The sequence below is a fragment of the Prochlorococcus sp. MIT 1327 genome (assembly GCF_047304785.1).
GTDB lineage: Bacteria > Cyanobacteriota > Cyanobacteriia > PCC-6307 > Cyanobiaceae > Prochlorococcus > Prochlorococcus marinus_D.
Window position 1 is genome coordinate 229,043 of the sequence record NZ_CP138972.1, and the last position, 17,358, is coordinate 246,400.

Annotated in this window: 15 protein-coding genes; 6 read left to right on the top strand and 9 right to left on the bottom strand. The window is 50.6% G+C overall.

What is annotated here, in order from left to right:
• Positions 1-22: 22 nt before the first annotated feature.
• The 3 genes from uvrA to SIB80_RS01085 all read left to right on the top strand — a co-directional run bounded on the left by uvrA (position 23) and on the right by SIB80_RS01085 (position 6,892).
• The gene (uvrA, locus tag SIB80_RS01075; RefSeq protein WP_063420761.1) at positions 23-2,983 is read left to right on the top strand and encodes an excinuclease ABC subunit UvrA; all 2,961 of its coding nucleotides are present in this window, start codon (positions 23-25) and stop codon (positions 2,981-2,983) included.
• The gene (locus SIB80_RS01080) at positions 2,983-4,500 is read left to right on the top strand and encodes an alpha/beta hydrolase family protein (protein ID WP_063420760.1); all 1,518 of its coding nucleotides are present in this window, start codon (positions 2,983-2,985) and stop codon (positions 4,498-4,500) included. Before uvrA ends, SIB80_RS01080 begins: the two co-directional genes overlap by 1 nt.
• 259 nt (positions 4,501-4,759) lie before the next feature.
• Positions 4,760-6,892 carry an HAD family hydrolase gene (locus SIB80_RS01085; RefSeq protein ID WP_063420759.1) on the top strand — a complete coding sequence of 711 codons (2,133 nt, stop codon included), beginning with the start codon at positions 4,760-4,762 and terminating at the stop codon, positions 6,890-6,892.
• Here SIB80_RS01085 and purT read toward each other — a convergent pair.
• The 5 genes from purT to SIB80_RS01110 all read right to left on the bottom strand — a co-directional run bounded on the left by purT (position 6,889) and on the right by SIB80_RS01110 (position 10,842).
• A complete protein-coding gene (purT, locus tag SIB80_RS01090; RefSeq protein ID WP_063420879.1) occupies positions 6,889-8,067 on the bottom strand; it encodes a formate-dependent phosphoribosylglycinamide formyltransferase in 1,179 nt (392 codons plus the stop codon). The genes SIB80_RS01085 and purT overlap by 4 nt on opposite strands.
• 80 nt (positions 8,068-8,147) lie before the next feature.
• The gene (locus SIB80_RS01095; protein ID WP_063420758.1) at positions 8,148-8,396 is read right to left on the bottom strand and encodes a hypothetical protein; all 249 of its coding nucleotides are present in this window, start codon (positions 8,394-8,396) and stop codon (positions 8,148-8,150) included.
• Positions 8,397-8,663: 267 nt separating this feature from the next.
• Positions 8,664-9,050: a hypothetical protein gene (locus tag SIB80_RS01100; protein ID WP_328585584.1), complete on the bottom strand. Its 387-nt coding sequence runs from the start codon at positions 9,048-9,050 to the stop codon at positions 8,664-8,666.
• Positions 9,051-9,383: 333 nt separating this feature from the next.
• Positions 9,384-10,505 carry a phospho-N-acetylmuramoyl-pentapeptide-transferase gene (gene mraY, locus SIB80_RS01105; protein WP_063420757.1) on the bottom strand — a complete coding sequence of 374 codons (1,122 nt, stop codon included), beginning with the start codon at positions 10,503-10,505 and terminating at the stop codon, positions 9,384-9,386.
• Positions 10,506-10,566: 61 nt separating this feature from the next.
• Entirely contained in the window at positions 10,567-10,842 is a 276-nt protein-coding gene (locus SIB80_RS01110) for a DUF3134 domain-containing protein (protein WP_041374996.1), read from the bottom strand.
• A 54-nt stretch (positions 10,843-10,896) separates the two neighbouring features.
• On the opposite strand from SIB80_RS01110, the gene SIB80_RS01115 reads away from it, so the two are divergent.
• Both SIB80_RS01115 and SIB80_RS01120 read left to right on the top strand, forming a co-directional pair.
• On the top strand, positions 10,897-11,154 hold the full coding sequence (locus SIB80_RS01115) for a hypothetical protein (protein ID WP_371807581.1): 258 nt from the start codon (positions 10,897-10,899) through the stop codon (positions 11,152-11,154).
• The gene (locus SIB80_RS01120; protein WP_063420756.1) at positions 11,154-12,359 is read left to right on the top strand and encodes an argininosuccinate synthase; all 1,206 of its coding nucleotides are present in this window, start codon (positions 11,154-11,156) and stop codon (positions 12,357-12,359) included. Before SIB80_RS01115 ends, SIB80_RS01120 begins: the two co-directional genes overlap by 1 nt.
• 15 nt (positions 12,360-12,374) lie before the next feature.
• Here the strand turns inward: SIB80_RS01120 and SIB80_RS01125 are convergent, their stop codons facing one another.
• The 4 genes from SIB80_RS01125 to SIB80_RS01140 form a co-directional block, all read right to left on the bottom strand.
• Complete coding sequence (locus SIB80_RS01125; protein ID WP_063420755.1) at positions 12,375-12,827, bottom strand: hypothetical protein; 453 nt, start codon at positions 12,825-12,827, stop codon at positions 12,375-12,377.
• A gap of 44 nt (positions 12,828-12,871) precedes the next feature.
• On the bottom strand, positions 12,872-13,246 hold the full coding sequence (gene rpsF / locus SIB80_RS01130; RefSeq protein ID WP_063420754.1) for a 30S ribosomal protein S6: 375 nt from the start codon (positions 13,244-13,246) through the stop codon (positions 12,872-12,874).
• Between the two features lie 77 nt (positions 13,247-13,323).
• Entirely contained in the window at positions 13,324-13,788 is a 465-nt protein-coding gene (locus SIB80_RS01135; protein WP_063420753.1) for a Tic20 family protein, read from the bottom strand.
• A gap of 24 nt (positions 13,789-13,812) precedes the next feature.
• Positions 13,813-14,724 (bottom strand): shikimate dehydrogenase, encoded by a 912-nt coding sequence (locus tag SIB80_RS01140; protein ID WP_063420878.1) that lies wholly within the window; start codon positions 14,722-14,724, stop codon positions 13,813-13,815.
• Positions 14,725-14,854: 130 nt separating this feature from the next.
• Between SIB80_RS01140 and dnaK the strand changes: the two genes are divergently transcribed.
• Entirely contained in the window at positions 14,855-16,759 is a 1,905-nt protein-coding gene (gene dnaK, locus SIB80_RS01145) for a molecular chaperone DnaK (protein ID WP_063420752.1), read from the top strand.
• Positions 16,760-17,358 lie beyond the last annotated feature (599 nt).

Genomic DNA, 17,358 nt, shown 5'->3' on the forward strand with positions numbered 1-17,358 from the left:
TTGAGCTTTCCAACGGGTCCTGATGGCGCGAGCTGCTGCCAAGATCGCTGACTCAGCTGGCCGGCTGGCGACTCAGGATGACGTGATTCGCGTGAGGGGTGCCAGGCAGCACAACCTCAAGAACGTCGACGTGACCATCCCTCGCAACAAGCTGGTGGTGTTCACCGGAGTCAGTGGCAGTGGCAAGAGTTCGCTGGCCTTCGACACGATCTTTGCGGAGGGACAACGCCGCTATGTCGAAAGTCTGTCGGCCTATGCCCGGCAGTTCTTGGGGCAGGTGGACAAGCCCGATGTCGATGCGATCGAGGGTCTCTCGCCGGCGATCTCGATTGACCAGAAATCCACCAGTCACAACCCGCGGTCGACGGTGGGCACCGTCACGGAGATTCAGGATTACCTCCGTTTGCTGTTCGGTCGCGCTGGCGAACCCCACTGCCCCAAATGTGGCCGCTCGATTAAGCCGCAGAGCATCGACGAGATGGTCGATCAGATCCTTCTTTTGCCGGAGGGGACCCGCTATCAGTTGTTGGCGCCGGTGGTGCGCGGCAAGAAGGGCACCCACACCAAGCTGATCAGTGGCCTGGCAGCAGAGGGTTTCGCCCGGGTGCGCATCAACGGTGAGGTGCGCGAGCTGGCCGACAACATTGAGCTGGACAAGAACCACAGCCACAACATCGAAGTGGTGGTCGATCGTCTTGTTGCCCGTGAGGGGATCCAGGAACGGCTGACTGATTCCCTCCGCACGGCCCTCAAACGCGGCGATGGTTTGGCGCTGGTGGAGGTGGTGCCCAAGAAGGGTGAGGAACTTCCCGACGGCGTTGAGCGGGAGCGTCTCTATTCCGAGAACTTCGCCTGCCCGGTGCACGGCGCTGTGATGGAGGAACTGTCGCCACGGCTGTTTTCCTTCAATAGCCCCTATGGCGCCTGTGAGGCTTGCCATGGCATTGGCCATCTGCGCAAATTCACCGTGGACCGGGTGATTCCGGATCCATCCCAGCCGGTGTATGCCGCTGTTGCTCCCTGGGCGGAAAAAGACAACAGCTATTACTTCTCACTGCTCTATTCAGTGGGTGAAGCCTTTGGCTTTGAGATCAAGACCCCATGGAATGAGCTCACGGACGAACAGCGGGATGTGCTGCTTAATGGAAGCCGCGAACCGATTCTGATTCAGGTCGACAGCCGGTATCGCAAGGGCAAAGGGGGGTACACCCGCCCGTTTGAGGGCATTCTTCCAATCCTTGAGCGGCAGCTCCGTGATGCCAGCGGAGAAGCCCAGCGCCAGAAGTTGGAGAAGTACCTCGAGCTGGTTCCTTGTGAAGCCTGTGGCGGTCAGCGGCTCCGACCCGAAGCCCTGGCGGTGAAGGTGGGTCCTTATCGGATTACTGAACTCACTTCTATCAGCGTGGCGCTGACTCTTGAACGCATCGAAAAGCTGATGGGCGTTGGAGCAGCTAATGGATCTGAGCCTTTGCTCAATTCACGTCAGATCCAGATCGGTGATTTGGTCTTGCGTGAGATTCATATGCGTCTTCGCTTTCTTCTTGATGTTGGGCTCGAATATCTCAGTTTGGATCGACCCGCGATGACCTTATCTGGCGGTGAGGCTCAGAGGATTCGTTTGGCGACACAGATCGGCGCTGGTCTTACGGGTGTGCTTTATGTGCTTGATGAACCAAGCATTGGTTTGCATCAGCGGGACAATGATCGTCTGTTAGCCACGCTCAGACGTTTAAGGGATCTGGGTAACACTTTATTGGTGGTAGAACACGATGAGGACACCATTCGCGCCGCTGACCATCTTGTCGATATTGGTCCAGGGGCAGGGGTTCATGGGGGTCATATTGTTGTTGAAGGATCTTTGGATCATCTGTTGATGGCTGAAGAATCTTTGACAGGTGCATATCTCAGTGGCCGCCGCTCTATTCCTACACCTAGAGAGAGGAGAGAAGGAAGTAGTCGCAGGCTTCGTTTGATTGATTGTGATCGCAATAATCTTAAAAATCTCACCGTAGATTTTCCTTTAGGGCGCCTTGTTGCGGTCACAGGAGTCAGTGGTAGTGGTAAGAGCACTTTGGTGAATGAGTTGCTTCATCCTGCCTTAGATCACAGTTTGGGTTTGAAGGTGCCTTTCCCTCAAGGCTTGGGCGAGTTGCGAGGTGTCAATGCGATCGACAAGGTGATCGTGATTGACCAGTCTCCAATCGGCCGTACACCGCGTTCTAATCCAGCCACCTACACCGGTGCGTTTGATCCGATTCGTCAGGTATTTGCTGCTTCCGTTGAGGCAAAGGCTCGTGGTTATCAGGTGGGTCAGTTTAGTTTCAATGTGAAAGGTGGTCGCTGTGAGGCTTGTCGTGGTCAAGGGGTGAATGTGATTGAAATGAACTTTTTGCCAGATGTTTATGTTCAGTGCGATGTCTGCAAAGGTGCTCGATTTAATCGGGAGACCTTACAGGTCACTTACAAGGGCCACACCATTGCAGATGTTTTGCAGATGACAGTTGAGCAGGCTGCTGAGGTTTTTTCTGCTATTCCCCAGGCCGCTGATCGATTGCGCACGTTGGTTGATGTGGGACTGGGATATGTGAAGTTAGGTCAGCCTGCGCCCACGCTTTCGGGTGGTGAAGCTCAACGTGTGAAGCTTGCTACCGAGCTCTCAAAGCGCGCTACTGGTAAAACCCTTTATTTGATTGATGAACCAACCACTGGCCTCAGTTTTTACGACGTGCATAAGTTGATGGATGTTATGCAGCGTCTTGTTGATAAAGGCAATTCAATTATCGTGATAGAACACAACTTGGATGTAATTCGTTGTTCTGATTGGATTATTGACCTTGGCCCTGAAGGAGGAGATTGTGGTGGCGATCTTCTGGTCACGGGGACTCCAGAACAGGTTGCATCCCATCCCACTAGCCATACGGGGCATTATCTCAAGAAGGTGTTAGCGAAGCATCCTCCTGAGACTGTGTCTGTTGCAGCTTGATGATGTTTTTTCGTTCTCGTCTTTGGCTGTTTGCAATCAGTTTTGGAGCGGGGCTTGGACTTGTTCCAAGCTCTGCTCCTGCTCTTGAACGCTTGGTGTTTGATCTGCCTGTATTGGAAAGTCAGATTGATTTTGAGATTGGAGCTGCTCAGAGCGCAGGCGATCTAATTGATGCCAATCCCGATTTTGTGGAGTTGGATCGGGCTACGGATGGTGCTTTTGTGCGACTTCTCAATCAGGTCTTTAATGCTCCCCTGCCAGCGCAGATTGAGAAGGTGATTGAGAAGTCTGTCGGGCAGCCTCTTTTGGAGCAGGCTTTGATCGTAGTAACCAAGTTGGTTCAACTTGAGGGGTTGCCTCAAGACACCAGTGGAAGGATGTTGCTTGAGGCGCTTTCGCGTGCTTACAAGAGTGGTCAGCCAACTGTGCTTGGTTTGTTGCGACAAATCCCTGGTCAAGCTGCATCCATCAACTTGTCGAAATTGGCCAGCTATGTCTCACGGCTTCAACGTAATCAGCTAGGAGCAAATCTGCTTGTGGAGAAAGAGGCTCCTGTTCAGATTAAAACTGGATTACGCATGCCGCTTACCGGGTTGTGGTTAAGTCAGCAAGTTGATTTTCAGGCTTCCCATCGCTCGAAACCGATACGGGTGGTGGTGATACAACCGAAGTCTCGTGCAAATGGTCGCTTGGTGGTCATTTCACATGGGCTTTGGGAGTCTCCGAGAGATCTTCAGGGTTGGGCTGAATATCTTTCTGCTAACGGTTATACGGTTTTGCTCCCGGAGCATCAGGGCAGTGATGCTGATCAGCAGAAGGCGATGTTGGCTGGTGATCAACCTCCGCCGGGACCTCAAGAGTTGCGTCTTCGTGCGATGGATGTGACTGCGATGCTCTCTGCTGTGGAGTCAGGTGGTTTGTTGTCAAGACTTTCCCTCAATACAGATGAGGTCGCTGTTGTTGGTCATTCATGGGGGGCGACTACGGCGATTCAATTGGCTGGGGCACGCTCAACGGATGTGAAGCTCTCTGCTCGTTGTCATAACCAGGATGACCCTGAGCGCAATATCAGCTGGATACTGCAGTGCAGTTGGCTTTCCAAAATGAATGAGTCTTCTGTTGAAGACTCACGGGTCAAGGCAGTTGTGGCGGTGAGTCCGCCGTTACGTCTTCTATTTGATCCAAGTAGAACTTCAGTTTTGACAGCCAAGGTTTTGTTGGTTAGTGGCACTCGTGATTGGGTCGTGCCTCCGGTGCCTGAGGCTCTGATGCCCATGCGTGATAGTGGTGCTTTGGAGTTTGGCCATCGCTTGGTGCTTGCTCAAGATGGTGGTCACTTCAACTTGATGGCACCTGCAAATCAGCTTCAGCCGGCCACTTTGGCGCCTCTCATTCTTGCTTGGATTAATGAACAGCTTGCAAATCCTGGTGTTGTCACCTTTAGTAGCGGCGGTTGGGGTGATGCCGTGCATCCTTTAGTGGATGTGACTGATGCGGCTCTGAACCTGTATCGCTGATGCTTTTTGGCCTGGCTTGTTGCGAGCAAGAGGCTTCATTATTCTGTCTTTGAGGTTTGTATGTCTCAACGATTCGGTCTAGGATTTTTTGTGTTTAAAAGAGAAAACACATAGAGGGAATATATTGTTGTCGTTTCTAGTGAGCTGGGAGGTTTGGTTCTCATCCTTTCTTTAGGCTTATGAGGATGGAAGTTCCTTGATTATTTCTTGATGGCCATCCGCCTTTGGATGGGTTCGTTGATTGCCTTGGAGGCATCAGATGGGTTTGAGATTGCTTCATCTGCATCTTCATGGACTGTTTCGATCTCACGACTTGGAATTGGGTCGCGATGCTGATACAGGAGGCCAGGCTCTTTATGTGCTCGAGCTTGTCAGGGGCCTGGCTGCGCGTTCGGAAATTGAGCAGGTTGAGGTGGTTACCCGCTTAATTCATGATCGTCGTGTTTCTACTGACTATGCCAATCCCATTGAGGATATTGCTCCTGGGGCCAAGATCATCAGGCTGCCTTTTGGACCAAGACGATATTTGCGCAAGGAGTTGTTTTGGCCCTATTTGGATGATTTAGCGGATCAGACCGTTAGCCATCTCCAGCAGCAAGAACATCTTCCTGATTGGATTCATGCTCATTACGCCGATGCAGGCTATGTGGGAGCCCTTGTGAGTCGCAGGCTGGGTGTTCCCTTGGTGTTTACAGGTCATTCCTTGGGCAGGGAAAAGTTGCGGCGTCTGTTGGGAGTTGGTGGAGACCATGAACAGATCGAGCAAACATATGCCATTGGTCAACGCATTGATGCTGAAGAGTTGACTCTTGCTCATTGCAGTTTGGTGATTACGAGTACTCGCCAGGAAATTGATCATCAATACGCTCGCTATGGGCGTTTTGTTCCGAAGAAAGCGGAGGTGGTGCCTCCCGGCGTTGATTCCATTCGCTTCCATCCACTCCAATCTTCTAGTGAAACGGATGTTGTTGATGGATTGCTCGCGCCCTTTTTGAGGAAACCTTCTTTACCTCCTCTTTTGGCCATTTCCAGAGCTGTGCGTCGTAAGAATATTCCTTTTTTGGTGGAGGCTTACGGCCGCTCGCCTGTGTTGCGTCAACGGCATAATCTTGTGCTTGTACTCGGCTGTCGGGATGATCCTCGTCAGTTGGAAAAGCAACAGCGGGAGGTGTTCCAGCAGGTTTTTGATCTTGTGGATCGTTACGACCTCTATGGCCGGGTGGCTTATCCCAAACAGCACCGTCGTGATCAGATCCCAGCGATTTACCGATGGGCAGCCTTGCATCGTGGTTTGTTTGTGAATCCAGCGCTTACCGAACCCTTTGGGCTCACTTTGCTTGAAGCGGCGGCCTGTGGTTTGCCGATGGTGGCCACTGATGACGGTGGTCCACGCGACATCCTTGCTCGTTGTGACAACGGCTTGTTGGTTGACGTTACTGATCTGGAGGCACTTCAGGATGTAATGGAGCAGGCTGGTTCAGACGCAGATCAGTGGCGTCTTTGGAGTGATAACGGGATTGAGGCGGTCAGTCGGCATTTCAGTTGGGATGCTCATGTTTGCCATTACTTGGCATTGATGAAGCAACGTCTTGAATTGTCTCAGCCACGAATCTGGGCCACAGATAAAGAGTGTCTGGGCAGTCCGCTGGGGCGGAGTTTGTTGTTGCTTGATCTTGATAGTTCTCTCGAAGAACCCGAGGAAGAGGGTTTGGCTTCGCTGCGGGAGGGATTGGAATCCATTGGCTCTGGCGATGCGCATGGTCTGGGAGTATTAACGGGTCGTTCTGTGCAGGCTGCAAAAAAGCGTTATGCAGAGCTGCATCTTCCTTCTCCTCGGGTTTGGATTAGTCGCGCGGGTACTGAAATCCATTACGGATTGGAGGATCAGTCGGATCGCTTTTGGCAGGCCCATATCGACATTCATTGGCGGCGACAGGCAGTGGTGTCTGCTTTAGCTGATCTCAAGGACCATTTGACCCTTCAGGACGATCAGGAGCAGGGTCCTCACAAGGTGAGTTATCTATTGAAAGAGCATGGTGAGGCGATTTTGCCACTCGTCCGTCAGCGTTTAAGGCAAAGGGGTCAGGCGGCACGTCCTCATTTGCGTTGTCATTGGTTTTTGGATGTGGTGCCTTTGCGGGCCTCCCGAAGCGAAGCCATTCGCTATCTCTCTCTTCGTTGGGGACTACCTCTTGAGCAGATTTTGGTTGTTGCCAGTCAACAAGGCGATGCTGAATTGGTAAGGGGATTGACTGCTTCAGTAGTTCTTGCAGAGCATGATCCTTGTCTGGAGGGTTTGCGACATCAGCAACGAGTGTTTTTTGCTAACAACCCGCATTTGTTTGGACTTTTAGATGGCTTAAATCACTATCGGTTTTTCTTAAAGTCTTAACTGACACCCTTGCCCTTTATTACCTGGATGGATGCGGCGGCTCGATCAGCTTTAGAGCGAACTGCTTCCATAGACTTGCCTTTGGCTAAAGCAACCCCCATGCGACGCCCTGGTCGAGCATTGGGTTTGCCGAACAGCAATATCTGGGTGTCAATTTCTGAGAGGGCTTTCTCCACTCCTTTGTAGGAAATGGATGAGAGATTGTCTTTTGCCAGGATTACCCTGCTTGCTGCTGCATCTGCAGTTTGAATAGTAGGAATAGGTAATTTCAGCACTGCGCGCAGGTGTAGTTCGAATTCACTAAGGTTTTGGCTGATAAGGGTGACAAGTCCGGTGTCATGTGGCCTTGGTGATAGTTCCGAGAAAATCACTTCATTGCCACATAGAAAGAACTCCACCCCGAACAATCCCACACCACCAAGATTTTTGGTAATAGTCAGAGCCATTGATTGGGCTTGCTTGAGTTGTTCAGTAGAGAGTTCTGCTGGTTGCCAGCTGCATTGATAATCTCCTCCAATTTGTTCATGCCCGATTGGTTCGCAGAAGAGGGTGGAGCCATCCTCTTGGCGAATTGTGAGCAAGGTAATTTCTAGATCAAAGTGAAGGAACTCTTCCACGATGACTCGCGGTGAGTTGCCCCGGGACCCTGCCATAGCCGCTTGCCAGGCTTGCCGAAGGCCTTCAGGATTGCTAACCACACTTTGGCCTTTGCCGGAGGAGCTCATGACTGGTTTGACCACCACTGGCCAGCCCAGGGGCTCAGCTGCATGTTTGAGTTCTTCGGCACTGCCGGCGTAAGCAAATTTTGGGGTCAGTAGAGCCAATTCTTCGCTGGCGAGATCTCTGATTCGATCGCGATTCATTGTTACGGCTGTGGCTCGGGCCGTAGGGATCACTGTGATTCCTTCGTTTTCAAGCTCTGCCAGTGCATGGACTGCCAATGCTTCGATCTCTGGAATGACTACATCCGGTTGGTGATGCCTGATGATGGCTGTGAGGGCTTCTGAATTGTTCATGTCCAGAACCTCTGCTTGGTCTGCTACTTGCATGGCCGGGGCCCCGGAGTATCGATCACAGGCGATGACATGGCAGCCCAACCGTTGAGCGGCGATTGTTATTTCTTTGCCGAGTTCTCCGCTGCCAAGTAACAGCAAGGTTTTTGGTAAGACAGTCATCATGAAGGTGTTGATGATGAGTTGATCTTCGCGCTCGGCTGGTTAGGGGAATTGCCTTAAAAGTGGTATTTGAGATCCCTTTACACTTTGAGATCAGGGATCAGCGTGAGCTGTCGAAAGGCTGGTTCTTCGCTGATGAACCCCCAGGCTTCGAATACACCGGGATCAGGATGAGTGATGCGTTGTTTTTTCATGTTCTGTTCAAGCCGAAAGCCTTCTCGGGCCATGCGTCGCATCAGACTTGCAGCCTCTTCGAAACGGTAAGCCATGGCTTCAAGGCTTGCGCAGTCGCTTGTGAGACCAGCCTCTTTCCAAGTGAAGTAACTCATTTTTTAATACAACAGATTGATGGTGATGAGGACTGGGTGTTTGAAGCTTCGAGATTACGTAGACCACATTTGCTATTGGGCTGGTATGGATTTTTCTCGTTGGCAGTTGCTCTGTGTGAAAAGTTCAACCATTTTCGTCGGACAAAACTGCCCGACGGAGAGAGGCTGTCCTCAATAAGTACGGCACAATTGAGAATTTCTGGCTTTTGCTCCCATTGGCTTTGTTTGCACCAGCAAAACGCTCATTTTGCTTGATAAGACTTGGATTTAGTGAGTTAAGGATGCTGCTCCGTGAGGTGCCTTCGGGGGGGTGTGCTTGATAAGTCTCAAAGGAAGCAAGGCCAATGTGTAAACAAAGAACGGGATGTAGAACTTTGGATCTTCACGTGTGTGTCCAACGGAGGTGAGCAGAAAGACGGTCCAAAGCCAGTTGCTGCCAATCAAATGAAGTCTCTTCCAATTTTTCATACCCATCCATTGCTGAGCTCGATCAGTGGAAGTCAAGGCCATCAGGAAAATAAACAGATAACCAATACCACCGAAAATCCACTTTCCCATCGGCTGATCTTCGAGGAAAGGTTTTGGGAAGTTCAAAGAGATCAATACAATTAGGATGAGGTGAATGAAGTGCGAGGCTGCAAAGCTCAGTCCGATGTAGCGCCTGTTGTGAAGAGTCTAGGTTGTAAAAGGTGTTTTCCAGAGTGAATAGACACTCGATGCGGTAAAGGCAATGGAGAAGAGAAATAGAGAGCTTCTACCGGTGTAATCAATGCATGAAATGATCGTTTCGGCATTCCATCCGCTCAAAACGAAAAAGATGGTAAGCATCAGAAGGATCATGCCAGCGACCCAAGTAGTGATATTCCAGCCCTGTAGTTTCATGACCTTCATTTCGGTATTGATATTCTGGAACTGATACGAGTTGCTTGCAAGAAGTGAGTTTAAAAGTGCATCTTTATTTCTTATAGAAGTAACTCATGCCAGCACTTATGCAGTGGGGCGTAATAGCAGACCCAACAGCACTAAGCCTCCAGTGCTTAACCAAAATCTTCGCACCACCATTTGCTCGTCGGCACCTCCGATTTCATAGTGGTGGTGAAGCGGGGCCATGCGGAATACTCGTCGTCCAACGCCGTCAGGTCCTTTGGTGGCTTTGAAAACCCATACCTGAATAATCACAGAAAGGGATTCAGCCAAGAACACACCACCCATGATCAAAAGCGGCCAGAGGCTGTTGGAGAGGATTGCGACTCCACTCAAGGCGGCTCCCATTGCTAGTGAGCCTGTGTCGCCCATGAACACCTGGGCTGGGTTGCGGTTGTGCATCAGGAAACCGAGCCAGGCCCCTGCCATTGCCATGCAGAAGCCTGCAAGTACAGGATTGCCATCATTACCTCTGAGCATCAGTTGCACGGCTAGTCCAGTGAAGACAAGCGCCCCGCAGCCACTGGCTAGCCCATCGAGTCCGTCGGTGAGATTGGTGGCGTTGCTTTCCGCTAAGAAGACGAACAGTGCTAGTGGCCAGATCATGAATCCCATCTGGATGGACATGCCAAGGGGCAGGGCGATGCTGGAGCCGATCCAGTGTTGCCAGCCCGCCCAAGCGAGAAAGATCAGGGCGGCTGCGGTTTGAAGTAGAAGTTTTCCCCGAGGGGTAAGACCAGTGTTGGTTCCGCGCGTGAGACTGCGCCAGTCGTCGAAGCCACCGATCACCATGTAAGCCAGGGTGATGCATGACAGAGCTAGTAGTTGCTCGCTGCTTTCGCCATTCACACTGACGCAACTTCCGATGATGAGCCCCACTGGCACGACTAGCAGCCCACCCATGGTTGGTGTACCAGATTTGCGCTGATGAGTCTGTGGTCCGTCTTCTCGAATCACTTGCCCCATTTTTAGGGCCCTTAACTTTGGGATGCCCCAGCTTGCGATCAGCACTGAAATCAGTGTTGAAATCATCAACGGCAAGCTCAGCAGACTGTTGGCTATTAAGCGGTCCGATGTGAAGCTTGCAGCAAAGATAACTATCCCGAGCAAGCTTGCGGACGTTGTCCCTTTAGTCCACCACCTTTGTGTATCCGTATCAGCCAATGGCTTCGGAGAGTTGCTCACGTCAGGGCTTGATTGGCGGTGCTTAATGAAGTGAGCAGGCTTCTTCGGTTTGAGAAAATGGCTATTCTTCCCAGTTTTCTTCTGTTTGTTCGTCGTCTGCTTTGTAATCTTCTTTCTCTCCCATCAAGGCCGAAAGCTCCTCTTCCTCTACTGTGCTGACCTCTGGTGAGGTGGATTCTTCATCGGCGACTAGCCTTCCACTTGCTTCGAGCCAACTCAGCAGATCTGGTTCTTCGCGTAGGGGCAAAACTGGGGCAGGTTCTGTTCTTCTATAGCGCGTAAGAGCAGGGTTGATGCCGTCGAGTGCGCTCAGGTTGATCGTATCGAGGGCGCTCATTTGTGAGGACATAGACCAATCAGCCAACATAGTTCATTGACTTCCTTTGATCAGGTGTTTTTTTCTTCCAAGCTGATCTTGATGGTTCTTGCCTGGGGCTTGGCCTTACTACTCAGCTTTGGCTTGCGGTTTTGGGGTCTGTTGCATCCTGAGCCTTTTGTAATTCGGCCCCTCCTGGTGGCGTTGTTGCTCTTTGCTCCTGCGGTTGGCCTCGGTATTTGGGTCATGCGGGAGGGATTTCCTACGGCTGATTCCGGGTCTTTGGTCAACGGGAAGGGAGAATCTTTGAATTGTGATTCGGAGTCCAGTTGATGGGGCGTGCGAAGAAGGTGGTGCTTGCTTATTCCGGTGGTGTTGATACCAGCGTTTGCATCCCATATCTCAAGCATGAATGGGGGGTAGACGAGGTGATCACCTTTGCTGCCGATTTAGGTCAGGGCGATGAGCTTGATCCCATCCGCCTTAAGGCTCTTGATGCTGGTGCTAGTCAGTCTCTGGTGGGAGATTTGATAGAGCCTTTTGTAGAAGAGTTTGCTTTGCTGGCGATTCGTGCCAATGCTCTTTATGAAGGTCGTTATCCACTGTCTACGGCTTTAGCTCGCCCCCTGATTGCTCGTCGGTTGGTAGAAGTTGCCAGGGAGGTCGGGGCCGATGCGGTTGCTCATGGCTGTACGGGTAAAGGCAACGATCAGGTGCGTTTTGATTTGGCCATTGCAGCACTAGCACCTGATCTCAAGGTGCTAACTCCCGCTCGGGAATGGAGCATGAGCAGAGAGGAGGCGATCGCCTATGGCGAACGCTGTGGGATCCCTGCCCCCGTGAGTAAGAAATCGCCTTATTCGATTGATCTGAATCTTTTGGGTCGAAGTATTGAAGCGGGTCCTCTTGAAGATCCGATGGTGGCTCCGCCCGAGGAGGTCTTTGCCATGACCTCCTCGATTGACGCTGCACCCTCTCAGGCTCAGGACATTGAGATCAGTTTTGAAGCTGGTAATCCTGTGGCTATTGATGGGGTGCGACTTGATTCGGTTGGTTTGATCAAGGAGGCGAATCGTCTTGCTGGACGGCATGGTTTCGGTCGCCTTGACATCATTGAGAATCGGGTGGTTGGTATCAAGAGTCGGGAGATTTATGAAACTCCAGGGTTACTTTTATTGATTCGTGCTCATCAGGAATTGGAGAGTTTGACACTTGCTGCGGATGTGTTGCGCATGAAGCGTCAATTGGAGATGCAATGGGCTGAGCTGGTCTATCAGGGTCTTTGGTTTTCCCCTTTGAAGGATGCTCTGGATGGATTCATGGATCGCACTCAGATTTATGTGAATGGCTTGGTGCGGATTCGTCTCCATAAAGGCAATGCCATGGTGATTGGCCGGAGCTCTGACACCAACAGCTTGTATATATCTGAGATGGCTACCTATGGCAGCGAGGACAACTTTGACCACAGGGCTGCTGAAGGATTTATCTACATCTGGGGACTTCCAAGTCGCCTTTGGGCAGCAGCTCGGCGAGGCTAAGTTGTGATCTTTTGATTAGTTTTCTTGTGGAGATTGTCCTCTGCCTCCAAGCCATCTTGAGCGAAGCAGGGAAGGCACTCTTAATGTGTGAGGCTCCTCAAGCATGATTGACTCTGTTTGAATAGCAGAGTTTTGAGTATGCGTGATTAGGCGATAGCGCTCTAGTAGGGGGATGAGTCGTTGTTGAAATTTTCGTTCGAAAATATCAGGGAGTTCCTTTAGGAGTGCTTCGTATTCCTGGACTTGCTCCTTAAGGTCTTTGATTTGACTTTTAAGTAGATCTTGTTGGTCATAAGGATTTTCTTTGCAGTTGGATCTGATCTCAGCCTTGGTTAGCAGCAACTTGCCTGTTGATTTTCGCCATTGTTGGATGGCATCACGTCTGGTTATTGTTTTATTTTCTTGTTGTGTTTCCTGTTGCTTCCAAATTGGAAGAGGGCTTTGATGGTCCTGATGGGCAGCGCGCATGGCAGAAAGCTAACGCCAAGCAGCTTTTTCAACAATGGTGTTGATCAGGCTTCTACGGCTGCGGCTTCCTGCTGTTGTACTGGTTCAGGCTCACTCCCGGGGACGATTCTTGGAGCGGGTAGAGGACCTTCCTGCTTCACAGTTAGGTAGCGAATTACGTCTTCACTGAGACGCATAGCTTTTTCCAGCACGGCCACTTGTTGTCCATTGCCGTTGTGGCTTAGCTGCACATAGATGCCTTCCTTGTGATTTGAGATTGGATAGGCCAGGCGACGCTTGCCACGCATTTGATTGTCGAGGACCTCTGCCCCAGCTTCAGTCACCATCTCGCGGTACTTGGTGACATGGTTTTCTACTTCCTCTTCCGGGATGTCCGGCCGGAGGATGTACATGGTTTCGTAATAAGGTTGTTGACTCATCAGGTGTTCCGACAGGGACTTAAAGGCTCACGGCAGTGAGCGACGGAGCGACCAGCCTATCTCTTTGTGGTCAGTGTTTAGGAGAGCTGCATGCGAACGGCTTGGCTGATACCTGGCAGGTCTGGTTCACGTCCTCTTAGGCATTCGATGAGGGCGAAAATCACGATGGCAAGCATTGCCACCAGCACAGTGCTGGTTAGTGTTCGCAGCATGAAAGCACCACTAAGAGGTTGTAGAAGGATTTGGAAGGCATAGCCCAGCAGTACGACAACAATGTCTATGAGTAGTGCTTGCAGTGTGTTGAAGCGAAGAAAATAGGGAACTTTAGGGTTCCTTACAACGGCAAGAAATAGCAAGAAAAATATTAGAAGACTTCCGAACGGGATCCCTTGTTCCAGGATTATTAAAGGTAGGGCTGGAAGTGCAAGCAATTCAAGCAATGGAAATTGCACAAATAAACTTCGCCCAAATGGAATGGTGTCGCTCCAAGGGAGCATGTAAATCAGCACTCCCAGCAACCGTTGCCAGATAGGGATCAGCATGGGGGTCAGATTACTGCTATGAAGCTAAACCGTGAGCCAGCTCAGAGCAGCTTTTCTCATCTCTTCGACAGGCACCTGGTTGTTGCCGCTCCAGAGCCTTAGAGAGGCAGCGCCTTGTTGAACAAGCATTTCGAGACCATCTATGCAATGGCAGCCATGTTCAGTGCCTAAGGTCAGCCAGGCGGTTGGTTTTGGTGTGTAAATCAGGTCATAGAGAGTTGTCTTTGGGCTTAGGTTTTGCCAAATCTTCTTCCCCAGGGGCATTGGCGCTCTAGGAGTTGATGTTTCCGCACGGTTTTGGGACATGCCTACTGGTGTGGTGTTGACCACCAGATCGGCTTTGGTTAGCTGTTCAATCAGAGCAGGGTCCTGTTGGAGAATTCCTTGCAAGAGCACTTGGCAATCAGATTCGGAGCTGGCTGGGTTGGGCTGGAGATCATCGAGAAATCTCTTCAGCGCATCAGATCGGCGGCCAACCACCATGATTTGAGCCAATTTTAAATCTTGCAGACCTGCAACGACTGCTCGGGCGCTACCACCGCAACCGAGCACGACTGCACGACGCCCATGCCACTCGCACTTGCTTTCTTGAAGGGGTGCAATAAAACCGGCCACGTCTGTGTTGGTGCCTGTCCAGCCGCCGTCTGCATGAGGGATCAGAGTGTTGACGGCTTTAAGTCGTTTTGCTAATGGGCTGAGCTCTCGACAGGTTTGGGCCACGTCTTGTTTGTGGGGGATGGTGATGTTCAGGCCAAGGCAGTTGATCGAACGCAGAGCGCAGAGCACATTGGCCAGATCGTTGGTTTCGCATGGCATGGCCATGTAGCACCAGTCGAGATTCATTGCAGCGAGGGCTGCGTTTTGCATCACCGGTGAGAGGGAATGGTGCACTGGTTGGCCGAGCAGGCCTATTAGGGAGGTTGTGCCGCTAATCATTCCCATTGCTTGATCGGTTCTATGCCCAGCCTGCCGGGCGAGCTGTTCGGGAACCACACCTCGCCTCTAAGTGGCCTCACTGCCGAGGATGCACCTGTTCAAGACAGAGATCTTTAGGAGGTCGGCACGAATGGGAAAGGTTGTTGGCATTGACCTTGGAACCACGAACAGTTGTGTCGCTGTAATGGAGGGTGGCAAGCCCGTCGTGATTGCTAACGCTGAAGGGTTTAGAACAACTCCCTCTGTGGTCGCTTATACCAAAAATCAGGATCAGTTGGTTGGCCAGATCGCCAAGCGCCAAGCGGTGATGAACACTGATAACACCTTTTATTCTGCCAAGCGCTTCGTTGGTCGTCGGGTTGATGAGGTGAACGAAGAGTCGAAGGAAGTGAGCTATGAGGTTGAGAAGTCTGGCTCTAATGTGAGGTTGAAGTGCCCGGTTCTTGATAAGCAGTTTTCTCCTGAGGAAGTGAGTGCTCAGGTGTTGCGCAAGTTAGCTGAGGACGCTGGTAAGTATCTCGGTGAGAACGTAACCCAGGCCGTGATCACAGTGCCTGCGTATTTTAATGACTCACAGAGACAGGCCACCAAAGACGCCGGCAAGATAGCTGGCTTAGAGGTGCTACGCATCATTAACGAGCCAACTGCGGCTGCGTTGGCGTATGGCCTCGATAAGAAGAGCAATGAGCGCATTCTGGTGTTTGACCTGGGTGGTGGAACCTTTGATGTTTCTGTGCTCGAGGTAGGTGATGGTGTTTTTGAGGTTCTATCTACCTCTGGTGACACTCATCTAGGCGGAGATGATTTCGATAAAGTGATTGTTGATCATCTGGCTGCAACTTTTAAGGCCAATGAAGGTATTGATCTGCGTCAGGATAAGCAGGCTCTTCAGCGCCTCACTGAGGCGGCAGAGAAAGCCAAGATCGAGCTTTCCAGTGCTACGCAAAGTGAGATCAACCTGCCATTTATTACTGCTACCTCTGAGGGGCCTAAGCATCTCGATCTAACCCTGACACGTGCCAAATTTGAGGAATTGGCTTCAAAGCTGATTGATCGTTGTCGTGTACCTGTGGAGCAGGCTCTTAAGGACGCCAAACTCTCTTCTGGTGAACTTGACGAAATCGTGATGGTGGGCGGCTCCAGCCGTATGCCAGCAGTTCAGGAACTTGTGAAGAGGGTTACGGGTAAAGATCCCAATCAGACTGTCAATCCTGATGAGGTTGTTGCCGTAGGCGCTGCCATACAGGGCGGGGTATTGGCTGGTGAAGTTAAGGACATCTTGCTGCTTGACGTCACACCTCTCTCCTTGGGTGTGGAGACTCTTGGTGGTGTGATGACTAAGATGATTACGCGTAATACGACTGTTCCTACTAAGAAGTCGGAAACCTATTCCACAGCGGTTGATGGACAAACCAATGTGGAGATTCACGTGCTTCAGGGTGAACGTGAGATGGCCTCTGATAATAAGAGCTTGGGAACATTCCGTCTTGATGGAATTCCTCCTGCCCCTCGTGGTGTTCCTCAGATTGAGGTGACCTTTGATATCGATGCTAACGGTATTCTTAGTGTTAATGCCAAGGATAAGGGTAGCGGTAAGGAGCAAAGTATTTCAATTACTGGTGCTTCAACCCTCTCTGAAAATGAGGTTGAGAAGATGGTTAAGGATGCTGAGACCAATGCCTCAGCTGATAAAGAAAAGCGTGAGCGCATTGACATTAAGAACCAGGCTGAGACTCTTGTTTATCAGGCGGAAAAGCAGCTTGGAGAGTTGGCTGACAAGGTTGATGCTGATTCAAAGGCAAAGGTGGAAGATAAGCGCGTCAAGCTTAAGGCTGCTATTGAGAAAGATGACTTTGATGCGATGAAGTCACTATTGGAGGAACTGCAGCAGGAGCTTTATACCGTGGGCGCTTCTGTTTATCAACAGGCGGGTGCCGCCGCCGCAGAATCCGGCGCTGATGCTGGCTCGGCTGGTGCTGGTGATTCCAGTAGTGGCGATGATGTGATTGACGCTGAATTTACTGAGTCGAAGTGATGGGATAGTTTGATTGCTGATGTCATCAAGACTGATATACATGTGTCCCTATAGTTAGCAAGAAGCTTTAAGTTCTTCTTGCCAACATTTATTTTCTATGGTCATCTGAATGCCATATATTTTTAATTGTTTTTATTCTTTAATTGGTCAAGTTTGCGTGAAGAAATAAGGGATTTCTTGGATTTTTTTGATCAGAGATTCTGCTTTGCTGAAATTAATCCGAATGCTTGGCAGTCTTGCTTATAGCCATTAGCCTTCCTTTGACAATAGGGAGATCTCGTTTAGGTTGTAGCTTGACTGGCACTGGTCAACAGATGCTAATTATGGATGGGCTGGCATGACAAAATATTCTCTGGAGAGACTGAAAATCCAATAGTCGTAAAAAAGACGATTTGATTGAGGGCCTTTTTAACGGACCATATGGATTGAATGATCAATTGAGAGAGCTGCTTTGCTTTCATCCAAGAGTTGATCTATGCGTAAAGAGCTTGTTGGAGGTTGGAGGTCTGCTGCCCACCGATCTTTTGTTTGATTGACTTAATATGCCTAACTGTATCAACATTGAGACACCCGATTATTTTGACGAAAATGATAGATAT

Bases quoted from the DNA above. Each gene is read 5' to 3' on its own strand.
- SIB80_RS01135 (WP_063420753.1), bottom strand. From the start codon at position 13,788: ATGCTGATCCCTATCTGGCAACGGTTGCTGGGAGTGCTGATTTACATG.
- SIB80_RS01110 (WP_041374996.1), bottom strand. From the start codon at position 10,842: ATGAGCGCCCTCGATACGATCAACCTGAGCGCACTCGACGGCATCAAC.
- dnaK (WP_063420752.1), top strand. From the start codon at position 14,855: ATGGGAAAGGTTGTTGGCATTGACCTTGGAACCACGAACAGTTGTGTC.
- SIB80_RS01120 (WP_063420756.1), top strand. From the start codon at position 11,154: ATGGGGCGTGCGAAGAAGGTGGTGCTTGCTTATTCCGGTGGTGTTGAT.
- SIB80_RS01085 (WP_063420759.1), top strand. From the start codon at position 4,760: ATGGGTTTGAGATTGCTTCATCTGCATCTTCATGGACTGTTTCGATCT.
- SIB80_RS01080 (WP_063420760.1), top strand. From the start codon at position 2,983: ATGATGTTTTTTCGTTCTCGTCTTTGGCTGTTTGCAATCAGTTTTGGA.
- SIB80_RS01095 (WP_063420758.1), bottom strand. From the start codon at position 8,396: ATGAGTTACTTCACTTGGAAAGAGGCTGGTCTCACAAGCGACTGCGCA.
- rpsF (WP_063420754.1), bottom strand. From the start codon at position 13,246: ATGAGTCAACAACCTTATTACGAAACCATGTACATCCTCCGGCCGGAC.
- purT (WP_063420879.1), bottom strand. From the start codon at position 8,067: ATGACTGTCTTACCAAAAACCTTGCTGTTACTTGGCAGCGGAGAACTC.
- uvrA (WP_063420761.1), top strand. From the start codon at position 23: ATGGCGCGAGCTGCTGCCAAGATCGCTGACTCAGCTGGCCGGCTGGCG.
- SIB80_RS01140 (WP_063420878.1), bottom strand. From the start codon at position 14,724: ATGATTAGCGGCACAACCTCCCTAATAGGCCTGCTCGGCCAACCAGTG.
- SIB80_RS01125 (WP_063420755.1), bottom strand. From the start codon at position 12,827: ATGCGCGCTGCCCATCAGGACCATCAAAGCCCTCTTCCAATTTGGAAG.